This is a genomic window from Clostridioides sp. ES-S-0108-01, assembly GCF_020662285.1.
Lineage (GTDB): Bacteria > Bacillota > Clostridia > Peptostreptococcales > Peptostreptococcaceae > Clostridioides.
On the sequence record NZ_JADGMN010000006.1, the window covers coordinates 52389 to 67429 of the forward strand.

A 15041-nucleotide genomic window follows, 5' to 3' on the forward strand; every position below is an offset into this window, starting at 1 on the left:
AAAATACAAGTTTTATCTATGCTAAAATTAATATTTACATTAAAAAATAAACCATTGTCAATTTACAACTTGTAAAGATACATACTATAACTATAGTATAATAAAGTAATTATATTGATATATTAAGCAAATAATAAAGAAAAATTTCATATTTATTAAAATAGCGAAACGGTATAACCCTACTGGTTATACCGTTTCGCTGCTTGTAATACGCATTTATAGCCAATGCCTTAATTAAAAAGGCTTACTTTTTATGTCTGTTTATTTAACCATACTATGTTCTAGTCTTAATTTATCAGCAATCATTGCTATAAATTCTGAGTTAGTTGGTTTTCCTTTAGTATTGTGTACCGTATATCCAAATAGTTGATTTATTGTGTCAACTTTTCCTCTACTCCATGCAACCTCTATCGCATGTCTTATAGCTCTCTCAACTCTACTTGGTGTTGTATTGAATTTTTTAGCTATACTTGGATATAACTCTTTCGTTACTGCACCTAAAAGCTCAACATTATCAATAACCATCTTTATTGCTTCTCTTAAATATAAATATCCTTTTATATGAGCTGGTACTCCTATTTCATGTATTATGTTTGTGATTTCTGTTTCTATATTTCCTACATTCTTAACAAAATCACTTCTAGTCATTTGAGTTTCTTGAACAGGTCTAGGCTTTGGCTCAACTTGAGTAACTCTATTAGAAACTAATTCTCTAATTCTGTTTATAAACACAACAAAATCAAACGGCTTTACTATGTAGTAATCTGCTCCTAGATTTATTGCGCTTTGAGTTATCTTATCCTGACCTACTGCTGATAGTACTATTATCTTTGGCATTTTAGGTATATCCATAGTATTCAATTTTTCAATTACACCTAATCCATCTAGATGTGGCATTATTACATCTAGTATTAATAAATCCGGTTGTGTCTTTTTTACTAAGTCTAATGCTTCAATTCCATCCTTAGCTATGCCTAATATATCGATATCATCCTCATTAGACAAATACTCTTTTAATACCTGACAAAAATCCTTATTGTCATCTGCTAAAACTATTTTGATTTTTTCCACTAAAAATCCCCCCATTAAAAAACATCTTCTTATTACAGAAAACTAAACTTTTTACACAATTGCTTCCTAATTATCTACTCTAAAGCATATTCGACACTCCAAAATTATATTCCTCCTAGATAATTGATAAAATAATAAAATTTTTAATGCCTTACCTACAATTTTATCATTTCATCTATAAAAATACCATATCCTTTTTTCGGATTATCTCTAAAAACATGAGTTATTGCACCAATAATTTTATTATTTTGTATTATTGGAGCTCCACTCATGCCCTGTACGATACCTCCTGTGTATTCCAATAACTTGTCATCTACTACTTTTATTACCATATCTCTATAATTTCCTTTATCATATACTATACTTTCTATTTTTATATCATAGCTTGTTATATTTTTGTTTTTATCCTCAAAAAGAATTACTGCATCTCCTATTTTTACATCTTGTGGTCTTCCAACTTCTATTAATTGCTTTTCTTTATTTGCTACATTAAATTCTTTATTATGGTTTTCTGTAATATTACCACTTATACCTAGCTCTGAATTATTTGAGAAATTACCCATTAAATTGCTGTCATTAAAATCTCCTTTTATTTTACCTACTTTTTCATTACTAGCTTTTACTATTTTTAATTGTTCTGGCTTATATATATATCCTTGCTTTATCTTTAATAGTTCATTAGTATCCGAATCTTTTATGGCATGACCGATTGCTTTGAACTTTTCCATACTAGGGTCGTAAAAAGTCATAGTTCCAATTCCAGATATTTTATCTCTTACCCATAATCCAAGCTTATACTTGCCATTTTCTTTTTTAGTATCTATTACTTCTGTTTTATACTTATTTTTTCTCTCAAAAGTCACTTCAACTTTACTTTTTTTAATCTTATTCAAAATCTCTGATACATCTTGACTATTTTTTATCCTTTTATTATCTATTTTTACTATATTATCACCAATTTGTATGCCTCCAATATAGTCTACATCTTCTTCCTCATATCCTAAGACCAATACACCGTCTGTATTTGCTTTTACTCCAATTATATTTCCCATAGGATATACAAATTTTTTATCATGATTCTTAATTGTAAAAGCTTCTATTTGGGTCTCTTTATTCACATTACAATTTTTATAAAAAATTATAACCATGGTAAAAATCGATACAGCTCCTAATATTATCCAAATATTTTTGAAATTTTTATTTGTTTTGTTCATATATTCATCTACTCCTATGCTGTATTATTATGTATTTATAATTCCTTTTTATAGAGAATTTATTCATTCAAAAACCTCATTTAAAATCTTAATAAGTGATTTTTAATATATAATATGATAGTATTATATTGTAACAAAAAGTTTGAAGGGCGGTAATATCTTGAAATTAAATGTAAGAATCGCAGACATAAATAATTGGCGTGATTTAGTTGATTTGTCTGTAGATAAAAGTCAGTTAGATTATATAGAAAGCAATGCACTTTCTATTGCTGAATCTAAATTTATAACAGCTTGGGTACCTGTTGGAATATATGATGAAAATTCTTTAATAGGATTTGCTATGTACGGTCGCTTAGAAGATGATAGAGTTTGGCTTGATAGATTTATGATTGATTCAAAATATCAAGGTAGAGGATACGGAAAAGCATCATTAGATTTTCTTATAAATCATCTTAAAAAGGAATATAACTGTGATGAACTATATCTTAGTATATTCGATAATAATAAAACGGCTATTAAGCTTTATAAAGATTTTGGATTTGAATTTAATGGAGAGCTTGACTATGGTGGAGAAAAAGTAATGGTATTAAAATCTAATTGATATTAATAAAAATATACATATATCAAGGAGGTGAAGTCATTATATAAACATATTTATATAATGATGGATAAAATGGCTCAAAATATAACTTTAGAATTTGTTGAAGAAAAAGATTTAGAAAACCTTCAGGTTCATTGATAGTGGCATTTGTTGATGAAAATTTAGCAGGTTGTGTTGCTTTAAAAAAACTTGAAGGTAAAATATGTGAATTAAAAAGATTATATGTAAGAAATCAATTTAGAGGATTAAAGATAGGAAAAATATTATTAGAAGAAATCATTGAAGAAGCTAAAAAAATTGGATATACACACATGAGACTAGATACTCTTCCAAGCATGAAAAGTGCACAAGGATTATATGAAAAGCTTGGTTTTTATGATATAGAACCTTATACTTATAATCCGATTGAAGGGGCTAGATATATGGAATTAAAATTATAATTTTTTAATAGAGTATAAATAGAACTACTACAGTTTTATTTATACTCTATTTTATTGAACAAACTTATATTTCAATAAAGTATTCTCTATTATCCCTTATTCCAGAATTAAATACAGGTTGTTCAGGCATATAATCAGACTTAGTCAATTTTTGCACATCAGAACTTTCAGATATAACTCCACTTATAACTACTTTATAGTCATATTCACTGCCTGTATTTATCTTTATTTCACAGGTATATGATAATTTTCCATGTTTTGTCATTTCAATTTCATTCCATTTATCACTATCTTCTTTATACATAAAAAATAGGTGTAAAGCATTTATCTAAAAATTCTTTACACCTATTAAAATATCCATTTTTCACTAATATTTTTTAGCAAGTTCAATGATTTCACTTGCATGCTCAATAGTTTTTTCTGTTATATTATTACCTGCTATAAGTCTGGCAATTTCATTTTTTCGTTGAGACTCATTTAATTTACTGACATTAGTGAATGTCCTATTGTTTGAGGTATCTTTCTCTATACAATAATGAGTATTTGCATTTGCAGCAATTTGAGGTAAGTGAGTTATACATATTATCTGTTTTTTCTTTGCTATATCACTCAATTTTTCTCCAACAATCTGTGCTGCTATGCCACTTATCCCTGTATCTATTTCATCAAACACTAATGTATCAATATCATCTATATCAGCCAATATTGTCTTAAATGCTAACATAAATCTAGACATCTCCCCACCTGACGCAACTTTATATATAGGTTTAATATCTTCTCCTAAGTTAAAAGATATCATAAATTCAACATCATCTATTCCGTTTAAAGTAAATGGACCTTCTTCAAAATTAACCTTGAACATTACATTTTTCATATTTAGGCTTTTTAATTCATCAAGAAGTATTTTTTCTAAAGTAGTGGCTACTTCTATTCTTGCTTTAGTCAATTTATTAGCTTTTATTTTTAAATCTTCTTCTATCTTCATCAGTTGACTTTTTAACTGTTCAACTCTTTCATCTCTATTTAATATTTCATCTAATCTATCTTTAATTTTTCCATAATACTCAAATATATCGTCTATGCTATCTCCATATTTTCTTCTTAAATTGTTAATCTCATCAATTCTAAGCTCAATCTGCTCTAATTCATAAGGTTCAAAATCTATATTATCTTTGTAATTTCTTATATCAGCAGATATATCTTGCAACTCATACATAATCCTTTCTACAGTATCACTATATTCATTTAAAACACTGTCATATTTAGATATGTCATTAAGTTCTTTAGATGCAAGACCTATTAGGTCAATAACACTATACTCGCCATTATGTAACTTGCTATAACTCGAATTTAGATTATTATATATCTTTTCACTATTTCTATAAACTTCTCTTTGTTTTAATAAATCTTCATATTCATTCTTATTTAGATTTGCAGCTTCAATTTCATTTATTTGAAATCTTAATAAATCTATTTCTCGTTGAATTTGCATCTCATCTTTATTTTCCATCAAGCAATTCAAAGCTTTTTTTACTTCACTATATTTACAGTACACTTTTCTATAGGCAACTTTAAACTTTTCCAATTCATTTTCTCCAAAAAGGTCTAGAAATTTTAAATGAGTGTCTTTATTAAATAAAGCTTGATTTTGATGTTGACCATGTATATCTATAAGTGTAGATGCAATTTCTTTAAGAAGAGACACTTTAACAGTCCTTCCATTTACTCTAGCAGTACTCTTTCCATCTGAGTATATCAACCTAGTTATCACCAATAAATTATCATCTTCCATACTTATATCATTTTCTTCTAATATTTTTTTAAGAGATATATTATCCGAAAAAAATACAGCCTCAACAAGTCCCTTATCTGTTCCCTTTCTTAGAAAAGACCTATCATATTTATCACCTAGACAAAGTCCAAGTGCATCTATTATTATAGATTTTCCTGAACCAGTTTCACCTGTAAGTATATTTAAATTTTTATCGATATTCAACCTTAGCTCTTCAACTAAAGCACAATTTTTCATATATAATTCGAGGATCAAATCTAAGCCCCCTTTTAAGCTATTTGTCTAAATTATGAGAAGCTTCAACAACTTCTACTATTTTGTTATTATATATCTCACCATCAAATTCATATCCTTCATTTCCATTTCTCAAATGAATTAGATATTCTATATTTCCTTCTGGTCCTTTAATAGGAGAAAAATCTAATCCTAAAATCTCAAATCCATTTTCGACTGAAAAGTCAGAAATCATTTTTATAACCTCTATATGTGTAGATTTTTCTCTAACTACTCCTTTTTTACCCACTTTTTCTCTTCCTGCTTCAAATTGAGGTTTAATTAAAGCTACAATTTCTCCATCATGACGTACTAGCTCCTTTGCTTTTGGAAGTACCAACTTTAATGATATGAAAGACACGTCAATCGATGCAAAATCTGCAAACTGCTTTGTATCTTCTATTGTCACATTTCTTATATTGGTCCTTTCCATACACACAACTCTATCATCTTGTCTCAATTTCCATGCAAGTTGACCATAACCAACATCTATAGAAAATACTTTTATTGCTCCATTTTTGAGCATACAATCTGTAAAACCACCTGTAGATGCACCAATATCCATACATACTTTTCCATCAATAGTTAAATCAAAGTTTTTCATTGCTTTTTCAAGCTTTAAACCACCCCTACTTACATATGGTATTGGATTTCCTTTTACTTCTATATTGCAGTCCTCTTTTACTTCTGTACCAGCCTTATCACACCTTTGATTATCAACAAAAACTAATCCAGCCATTATTGCTTTTTTAGCTCTTTCCCTACTTTCAAAATGCCCTTGTTCTACTAACAATAAATCTATTCTTTTTTTCATACAATTACCTTTCTGTTAAAAGCTACTTTAATAATAACTAAAGTAACTTGAAGTAACACACTTGATATTTATTCTAATTGATAAACTTTATATTTTATATAGTTTTTAATTTATAATATTCAAACTAATCTTTTACTCAATGACTAGTTTCCTTATTTTATCAGCAATACTCTTTGGCGATAATCCTACAAAATCATATAATTCATCTGCATTGCCATGTTTTATAAATTCTTCTGGTATTGCTATATTAAGTATATTTACCTTATACTTATTATCTATAATAAACTTATTTATTCTACTTCCAAACCCTCCAGTTACAATGTTATCCTCTATAGTAACTACATTTTTATGAGTTTTTAATAAAACATTCAGCATATCTTCATCCATCGGTTTTAGAAACCTAGCATTAACTATTGTGGGATTTATTCCTTCTTTTAATAACAGTTCTTTAGCTTCTAAAGCATGTTTCACCATACTTCCAATAGAAAATATAACTGTATCTTGTCCATTATCTAATACCTCAAACTTACCTAATATAATTTCTTTATATTCTCCCTTATTTAGGTAATAACTATTTCCTCTTGGGTATCTAATCGCTAATGGGCAATCTACTTCCAATGACAAATCCATCATAAGTTCCATCTCTTTTGTGTCTTTTGGTGCCATTACTACAATATTGGGAATAGAATTCAAGTAACTTAAATCAAACATACCATGATGAGTTTCTCCATCATTTCCAACTAACCCAGCTCTATCTATAAGAAAGGTAACTGGCTTTTTTGTTATACATACATCGTGAATAACCTGGTCATATGCCCTTTGCAAAAATGATGAATACACAGCAAAGTAAGGTTTCATACCACTTTTTGCAAGACCTGCTGCAAATCCTGTTGCATGTTGTTCAGCTATACCAACATCATAATATCTTTTCGGGTATGCACTTTCAAATAAATTTAACCCAGTACCAGATGGCATAGCAGCAGTTATTGCTACTATCTCTTCATTATCATTAGCCATATCAACCAGTTTTTCTCCAACACTAGTTGACATAGACTTAACTTTTGAAGTTGTAACACCTGTCTTTATATCAAACTTCGATACTCCATGATATTTATCAGGTTGTTCTTCTGCAAATCTATACCCTTTTCCTTTTTTCGTAATTACATGTAAAAGAACAGGCCCTTTTTTGTGTTTAGCCTTTCTCAATATATCTATTAAGTCTTTAGTATTATGACCATCTATAGGTCCATAATATCTTATACCTAATGAATCAAAAAATGAACAGTCCTGAGGAGAAAAGCTACACATTAGTTTATCTTTAAATCTATGTGCAGTCTTAGATAAAATTTCACCTGTTTGTGTAACATTTAAAATTTTATCAACTTCATCTGTCATTTTCTCAACTGTTGAGTTTCTTATAATACTTGACAGATATTTAGACATTCCACCAACATTTTTATCTATGGACATCTCATTATCATTAAGGATTACTATCATATTGGTATTTATATATCCTAATTGGTTTAAAGCTTCAAGTGCCATACCTCCAGTTATAGAACCATCTCCTATTACAGATATAACACTATAGTTTTCTTTTTTTATATCCCTAGCACAGGCAATACCTGTAGCTATAGAAATAGATGTACTGCTATGTCCTGTGTCAAAAATATCATGAGGACTTTCACTCTCCTTTGGAAAACCACTTAGTCCATTAAATTGTCTCAAAGATACAAAACAATCTTTTCTTCCAGTAACTATTTTATGAACATAAGATTGATGTCCTACATCCCATACAATCTTATCTTTAGGACTATTAAATACTTTATGAAGTGCTAATGTTAACTCAACTACTCCTAAATTAGAGGCTAAGTGTCCTCCTGTCTTTGAAACAGATTTTACTAAGAACTTTCTTATATCCTTTGCAAGTAAATCCATTTCTTCTATACTCATATTTTTTATATCCTTTGGAGAATTTACTTTATCTAAATATTTATACATATTATCCTCACCTTTATTTTGTAAATTTTCAATTTACATCAATATTAAAGCTGTTACTATCCCAAGTAAAGCTCCAAACCAAACTTCTAGTGGCGTGTGACCTATTAATTCTTTTAATTTCTTCTGCTCTATATGCTTTCCATGTTGTATATCTGCTACCATTTGATTTAATATAGTAGCTTGTTTACCAACAGCCCTTCTAACACCTGCTGCATCGTACATTATAATCAAGGCAAGCACGGTAATTATAGCAAAATCAGTAGAATTAAATCCTTTTTCAATACCTACCACTGTAGCTAAACTTGTAACAAAAGAACTATGGGAACTAGGCATACCTCCTGAAATAAGTATTCTTGACAACTCAATTCTTTTTTCTTTGCCAGTAAATATTTTTATAAATTGTGCTAAGAAACAAGCAATCAGACTTATTCCCAAAGCCCCATTGTTAAAAATCTCCGAAAAAAAATCCATTTTTCCCTCCTCGATTTTAGCTGTATATTTTAGTATTCTCTATCTATTATATATTCAGCCAATCCCTTTAAAAACTCTACATCGTCAGATAATTTTTCTATACTCTTCTTTGCTTCATCAATCAGATTATGTGCAATTTCTTTAGATTTATTTAAACCTAAAATAGATGGATACGTTGACTTATGATTTTCTATATCACTTCCAACCTTTTTCCCTAACTTAGCTTCATCTCCTACTATGTCTAGTATATCATCTACTATCTGGAATGATAATCCGATATTTTTTGCATATTTAGTTATATCTTCCATTTGTTCTGAATTTGCTCCACCTATAGTAGCTCCTGCCCTCATACAGCCTACCATCATTGCAGCAGTTTTATTCATATGTATATAGTCTAATTTTTCTTTTTCAATTTGTTTATTTTCACTTTCTACATCTACTACTTGACCACCTATCATTCCATATATACCAGCACCTTTAGCTATTTCATTTATAGCTTTTAGATATTTTTCCGGGTTTTCTTTATTGATTGAACCTGCAAGCATTACTTCAAAAGCATAATTTAGTAGCGCATCTCCTGCTAAAATGCCCATAGCTTCTCCATATACTTTATGATTTGTTAGTCTTCCTCTTCTTAAGTCATCATTGTCAAGAGCTGGCAAATCATCATGTATTAGTGAGTATGTATGTATCATTTCAATTGCAATAGCAAAAGGAATAGCGTCTTCTTCATTCCCTCCAACTATTTTACAGGCCTCTAATGTAAGTATTGGTCTTAATCTCTTGCCTCCAGCACTCAAACTGTAGTTCATAGCTTCAATAACAGTTTTTTGATACCCCTCTTCTTTAGGCATATATTCTTTAAGTACATTTTCTATAAAACTCGCTTTTTCTTTCAGGCATTGTTTAAATTCCAATTTTACTCCTCCTCTACTCTAAAGTCTTCTTCTATTCCTAATTGATTAAATTTACTTATTTTCAATTTAGCATCATCTAAAAGCTTATTACAATGTTTATAAAGGCTTATACCTTCTTCATACAAGCTTAAAGATTCATCTAAGCTAGCATTTTTAGATTCTAAATCATTTAAAATGCTCTCTAATCTTTTATAAGCTTCTTCATAGGTTAAATTCATACTATCCCTCTTTATTTTCAATTTTATCTATCATACATTCTAAATTTCCATCTTTTAATACTATATCTATACTATCCTTTATTTTTAATCCTTTTATACTACTTATTACCTTTCCATTTTTTTGAGCTATACTATAACCTCTGTCCATAGTAGCTAATGGACTTAGATTATGGAGTAATGCTCCAATTTTTACTAGTTTTTCATCTTCTAATTTTAAATTATTCTCTATTCCAAAAATTATTTTATCATATATTTTATCCAATTGTATAACTTTATCTTTTATTGTGTAAGAATCTAAATAGTTATTTATCTTATTAAATACTGCCTCTAACCTATATTGGTCTAGCTCAATTTGATTTGTAAGAGACTTACTCATTCTGCTTTTTATATTTCCAAGTTTATAATTTATATCATCCAATGATGGAGTAGCAATCTCTGCTGCTGCTGACGGTGTCGGTGCTCTCATATCAGATACAAAGTCACAAATAGTAAAGTCAGTTTCATGCCCAACTGCTGATATTATTGGAATTTGAGAATTAAAAACCTCTCTTGCCACCATTTCATCATTAAAAGACCAAAGTTCTTCTATTGAACCCCCACCTCTACCAATTATAAGTGTATCAACATTCTTCATATGATTGAAAAATCTAATTGCTTCACAGATTTCTTCAGCTGATTTATCTCCTTGAACTGTTACTGGATAAAGCTTTATATTAACTTTCGGATATCTTCTTTTTATCACATTTATTATATCTCTTATAACAGCACCTGTTGGAGATGTTATAACACCAATTGAGTTTGGCATTTTTGGTATAGGTATCTTGTATTTAGGGTCAAATAATCCTTCTTTATTAAGTTTTTCCTTTAGTCTATTAAATTCTATGTGTAAATTTCCTATTCCCTCTATTTCAATTTCATTAATGTATAACTGATACGCACCATCTCTTTCATAAACTGATATATATCCATTAGCTATAACTTTCACACCATTATCTAATTTTAGATTGCGATTAAAATTACTTTTAAAAATTACACAGTTTAACTTTGATGTTTCGTCTTTAAGTGATAAATATACATTTCCACTACTATGAACCTTAAAGTTAGAAATTTCTCCTTTGACTTTGAGGTTAGAAAGTATTGGGTCGTTTATTAAAATTCTTTTAATATATGAATTTGCTTCACTTATATCTAAAGCTCTTAGTTTCATACTCTTTCTCCTAAAAAGTTATTCAATCCTATTATAGCACACCCAACAGCATTATCAGTTGAATATTGTGGTTCTGTAAAGTAAGCTTCTATATGCTTTTTTCTTAATTTCATGCTTAATTCTCTAAGAATATACTTACTTGCAGAAACTCCACCTGCAAATACTACTTCATTTACATTATAAGTTTCACATAAATATACTAAAGATTTAAACATATTTCTAACTACTGAATCTAATACTAACTTAGATATGTATTCTTTTTGATTAGTATTATATCCATTATCCTCTATAATCTTATTTACCTGATTTTCTAAACCAGATAAATTCATATATCCATCTCTTACAGAGGTTTTCAGACCACTTTCTATTTTAAGATTACAATTTAAAGCATTTTCATCTAAATATTTTCCTGAAGGAAACTTATATCCAAGCTTAACTCCTACCCTATCTATAAGTTGACCAAAGCTAATATCTTTACTTCCTCCAATTATATCTATATTATATCCAAAATTATTGTATAACTTACTTTTATCATCTTTTTTATTACTTATTTTGGTAATTCCATCTAAATTAGTATCCGATATATTATAATTACTATCCAATTTGCTTATTAAAAGTATCTCTGTAGTGCCACCAGACATGTGAACAGAAATAAATCTATTATTATTTTTTAATTTACTATTTAATAAACTTGCTTCAATGTGATTTTCTTGATGAGTAGTCTCATAAAACCCACAACCATATATACTGGATAATAGCTTCCCAAAATTATGCCCTACATTGAATACAGGCATATATGAGTTTTCAACGGGTCTAGGTTTTGTAGATGAACAAACCCCTTCTACATTAAACCTATCTTTAAAAGATTTTATCCTATCACTAAGAATCCCTAAATTATTGATATGTTGGAATACAGCTTCACTTTGTCTTAGACCTTTTGCATTCTCTCTTACTTCTAACATTATTTTTTCATTGAATATAACTTTCTTATCTAAAGAGATAGCTGCTATAGAAGTAGTATAGCAGCTAGTATCAATTCCAATTATTATATTATTTCGCAATTTCATCAACAACACTTCCCAATATACCATTTATAAATTTAGGAGATTTATCATCACAATATATCTTTGCAAGTTCTACAGCTTCATTTATTGATACTTTATTAGGAGTATCTAAATAAAGTATTTCACACACAGACAATCTAAGTATAGACACATCTACCTTTGGCATTCTATCTACTGTCCAGTTTTTAGCATGCTTATTTATTAACTCATCTATCTTATCATGATTTTCTTTTAGTACTTTGCATACTGAATTTATATATGTTCTGTCTATAACATCTTCAAGCTTATTATCTTCTAACTTTAAATTTGAGTTACTTGAATATTGAAGAGCAAGCTCTTCATATCTATTTATAATATGCTCTGAATTATCTTTTAGAAAAGTATCTACCTTATCCTCTAAAGCTTCAAAATCTTCTTTATTAATATTTATTTGATATATAAATTTCATTATATATTCTCTTGTTGTACTCTTTTGTGCCCTATCTTTTTTCATCAATTAAAATTCTCCTTTAAGTTTAATTATCCATATAAAATCAATTACCAGCAAAAAACCCTCTGACTTTTCAGAGGGTTAATATTAATTTTTCTTAGTTGCTTTTGCTTCTTCTTTATCAACTTTATCTTTTTTAAAGCTGATTCCTTGAATGTGTATATTTACTTGAGAAACCTTCAGTCCTGTCATTGTCTCAACAGTATTTTTTACATTTTCTTGAACTTTAAAAGCTGTATCTGGTATTGACATTCCATACTTTATCGTAACCATTACATCTAAATTAACATCCTCTTCTTCTATTTGTATTTTTACCCCGTTATTTTTTAACAACTTATCTGTTAATGTTGCTGTAGTTTCTATGCCTTCAACTTCTAATGCTGCTAGACCAGCTATTGTAGCTATTACATCATTAGATATTTTTACTTGTCCAAATTTATTATCTTCCATATTAAAACTTACCTCCTGATTTTAAGGAACTATTTTTATAAGTATAATAATACCAAATACAAGTCTACTTTGCAAGAAAATAACCTCAGTTAATTCTGAGGTTTATACTTTACTTATTATTATTATTTGTAAGTTTAATATTTTCATACTTTACATTGGCTTGTTCTGCAACTAAATCAAATATTTTTGCTGCATCTTTCTTTTCTAATTTAGCTTCGTTCACAACTACATTAACTTTGTTATCGCTTATATAAACTAATGCTTCCTCATATCCTTTTGTACTCAAAAGATTTTCTATTTGAAGTTCTTTTTCTTGAATTTTAACTATATTTAATTTCATATTAGAAGCTTCTTTTCTAGATTCTTCTGTTGTAGATGGATTATTTATCATTTCATTTAAATCTTGAACTAACTCATTTCTTTGTTTTTCTCTGTTCATTTTCATATCTAAAATATAAGATGCCTTTTTCATGTTTTTCTCAGATGATAATTGAGCTTTTATTTCCTTACTTGTCTCAGTTGCCTTTTCTTTTACTTTACTAGCTTTGCTATCAACTATGTCAATATCAGCACTTTCCTTTCCATCTTGTTTATCTACATTACTAGAATCCTCTGTCTTACTACTATCATCAGTATTTTTTTGCAACTGTGCTTCTTCATATGCCTTAAACTCTTTTGATGTTTCCAATAAGGATTTCTTACTTAATTGATAATTCACTGTTCCTACTACAACTAACATTGCAGTTAAAGTTATTATTACAAATCCTCTTCCCTTATAATTAAACTTCATTCATTTATCCCCCCGGTTATATGTATTTATTTAGAATATATTTCTACTTGATGACCAGCTACTTGTAATGATGTTTGTACTGCACTATAAAGTGTTTCTTTAACACTTGGGTCATTTGCTCCACTTGCTACCACTATCACTCCCTTTATCTTTGGCTCTGTAGTTTTTATAACTACAGGGTCACTTGAATTTGAAGTTATCATTGTTTTATTTTCACTAGAAGTCGTAACTGTTCTTTCTCCACCTTGTGCATCTTTTTCCTCTGTTGTTTCTGTTGTATTATTTGAATTAAAGGCAGGTTGTATCTCTTCACTCGATTCAAATGTAACCATTACATCAACATCTCCTGCACCATCAATTTTAGATAGTATTGTTGTTAATTTTGATTCCAAATCATCTTTTTCTTGTTCTTTAGTGACTTGCTTTTCAGTACTTTTGTTAGCCTCTGTTTTTCCAACTTGTTTATCATTATTGCTACTAGGAAAACAAGATAATAATACTAATGAAACCACACATATTCCAGCTATAGTTATTAGTGAATATACCTTTCTCTTATCTTTGTCATTTAAGTTTTTCAACATTCTCCCAACTCCTATTTATCAATTTGTATATCTTCTATAGAAACATCAAGCACCTTTATTAAGTCATTTTTTAATTTTTCTTCATTTAGATTCAGTCCATATTCTGTACCTTTTTTAAAGACTTGTTTAGAATTTTCTTTGTCATTAGAGTTTATGTTTTCTTCATCTCTTTTAGTACTATTATTTTTATTTTCTTCATTAGTACTGCCATTATTTTTTGTATCATTATTCTTTTCTTTTATTTTTATATTATTTATATTTGCTCCATTAAGCTCTATATCTTCTAAATCATAACCATATTCGTCAAGCTTTAATTTAAGTACTTCTTTTAAACCATCCTCATATCCCTTAGATAGACTATTATTTCCAGTCTCTTTTGCCAAAGCATTTGTACTATCTACATACTGTTTGTTGTAGTTTCCCATGGATTTCAAGATTCTGTCTTCTAAACTCATATCTTTTGAAAAAAAACCTACTACTGGAGTTATTACAATAAATACAAACATAAAGTTTAAAACTAAGTTGACATAAGGTTTTATCTTAGAATTTGGTAAAATCATGTCTACTATATTTACTATAAAAGCTCCTATCAAAACACTAACTATCCATGCCTTTATGCCCTCTAACATAGCATCCTCCTCTCTAAAAAC

General features: G+C 28.7%; 18 protein-coding genes. 2 read left to right on the plus strand and 16 right to left on the minus strand.

The window, feature by feature from the left end; genetic code table 11:
• Positions 1-261: 261 nt before the first annotated feature.
• Positions 262-1086 (minus strand): sporulation transcription factor Spo0A, encoded by an 825-nt coding sequence (spo0A, locus tag IR152_RS07595; RefSeq protein WP_003424711.1) that lies wholly within the window; start codon positions 1084-1086, stop codon positions 262-264.
• Between the two features lie 140 nt (positions 1087-1226).
• Entirely contained in the window at positions 1227-2285 is a 1059-nt protein-coding gene (locus IR152_RS07600) for a SpoIVB peptidase S55 domain-containing protein (protein WP_227451178.1), read from the minus strand.
• Between the two features lie 160 nt (positions 2286-2445).
• Here IR152_RS07600 and IR152_RS07605 point away from each other — a divergent pair, with 160 nt between their 5' ends.
• The gene (locus IR152_RS07605; RefSeq protein WP_227451179.1) at positions 2446-2886 is read left to right on the plus strand and encodes a GNAT family N-acetyltransferase; all 441 of its coding nucleotides are present in this window, start codon (positions 2446-2448) and stop codon (positions 2884-2886) included.
• Positions 2887-3026: 140 nt separating this feature from the next.
• Entirely contained in the window at positions 3027-3326 is a 300-nt protein-coding gene (locus IR152_RS07610; protein ID WP_311315434.1) for a GNAT family N-acetyltransferase, read from the plus strand.
• 64 nt (positions 3327-3390) lie between these two features.
• On the opposite strand, the gene IR152_RS07615 is transcribed toward IR152_RS07610, so the two are convergent.
• From IR152_RS07615 to IR152_RS07680, 14 genes are all read right to left on the minus strand, one after another.
• Positions 3391-3630, minus strand: coding sequence for a hypothetical protein (locus IR152_RS07615; protein ID WP_227451181.1), 240 nt, complete (start codon positions 3628-3630; stop codon positions 3391-3393).
• A 63-nt stretch (positions 3631-3693) separates the two neighbouring features.
• A complete protein-coding gene (recN, locus tag IR152_RS07620; protein ID WP_227451182.1) occupies positions 3694-5373 on the minus strand; it encodes a DNA repair protein RecN in 1680 nt (559 codons plus the stop codon).
• 19 nt (positions 5374-5392) lie between these two features.
• The gene (locus IR152_RS07625; RefSeq protein ID WP_227451183.1) at positions 5393-6205 is read right to left on the minus strand and encodes a TlyA family RNA methyltransferase; all 813 of its coding nucleotides are present in this window, start codon (positions 6203-6205) and stop codon (positions 5393-5395) included.
• 132 nt (positions 6206-6337) lie between these two features.
• Complete coding sequence (gene dxs, locus IR152_RS07630) at positions 6338-8203, minus strand: 1-deoxy-D-xylulose-5-phosphate synthase (RefSeq protein WP_227451184.1); 1866 nt, start codon at positions 8201-8203, stop codon at positions 6338-6340.
• Between the two features lie 33 nt (positions 8204-8236).
• Positions 8237-8674: a divergent PAP2 family protein gene (locus tag IR152_RS07635; RefSeq protein ID WP_003428407.1), complete on the minus strand. Its 438-nt coding sequence runs from the start codon at positions 8672-8674 to the stop codon at positions 8237-8239.
• A gap of 29 nt (positions 8675-8703) precedes the next feature.
• Positions 8704-9591, minus strand: a complete 888-nt coding sequence (locus tag IR152_RS07640; protein WP_227451185.1) for a polyprenyl synthetase family protein — start codon at positions 9589-9591, stop codon at positions 8704-8706.
• A gap of 2 nt (positions 9592-9593) precedes the next feature.
• Entirely contained in the window at positions 9594-9809 is a 216-nt protein-coding gene (gene xseB, locus IR152_RS07645) for an exodeoxyribonuclease VII small subunit (protein ID WP_227451186.1), read from the minus strand.
• 1 nt (position 9810) lies between these two features.
• On the minus strand, positions 9811-11016 hold the full coding sequence (gene xseA / locus IR152_RS07650; RefSeq protein ID WP_227451187.1) for an exodeoxyribonuclease VII large subunit: 1206 nt from the start codon (positions 11014-11016) through the stop codon (positions 9811-9813).
• Positions 11013-12083, minus strand: a complete 1071-nt coding sequence (locus tag IR152_RS07655) for an O-sialoglycoprotein endopeptidase (protein ID WP_227451188.1) — start codon at positions 12081-12083, stop codon at positions 11013-11015. The genes xseA and IR152_RS07655 overlap by 4 nt, the downstream gene beginning before the upstream one ends.
• Complete coding sequence (gene nusB / locus IR152_RS07660; protein WP_227451189.1) at positions 12067-12573, minus strand: transcription antitermination factor NusB; 507 nt, start codon at positions 12571-12573, stop codon at positions 12067-12069. Before nusB ends, IR152_RS07655 begins: the two co-directional genes overlap by 17 nt.
• Before the next feature lie 84 nt (positions 12574-12657).
• Positions 12658-13020, minus strand: coding sequence for an Asp23/Gls24 family envelope stress response protein (locus IR152_RS07665; protein WP_003419170.1), 363 nt, complete (start codon positions 13018-13020; stop codon positions 12658-12660).
• Between the two features lie 109 nt (positions 13021-13129).
• Complete coding sequence (locus tag IR152_RS07670) at positions 13130-13810, minus strand: SpoIIIAH-like family protein (protein ID WP_227451190.1); 681 nt, start codon at positions 13808-13810, stop codon at positions 13130-13132.
• Between the two features lie 26 nt (positions 13811-13836).
• Complete coding sequence (locus IR152_RS07675) at positions 13837-14391, minus strand: stage III sporulation protein AG (RefSeq protein ID WP_227451191.1); 555 nt, start codon at positions 14389-14391, stop codon at positions 13837-13839.
• Positions 14392-14402: 11 nt separating this feature from the next.
• Positions 14403-15020, minus strand: coding sequence for a stage III sporulation protein AF (locus IR152_RS07680; RefSeq protein WP_227451192.1), 618 nt, complete (start codon positions 15018-15020; stop codon positions 14403-14405).
• Positions 15021-15041: the final 21 nt, after the last annotated feature.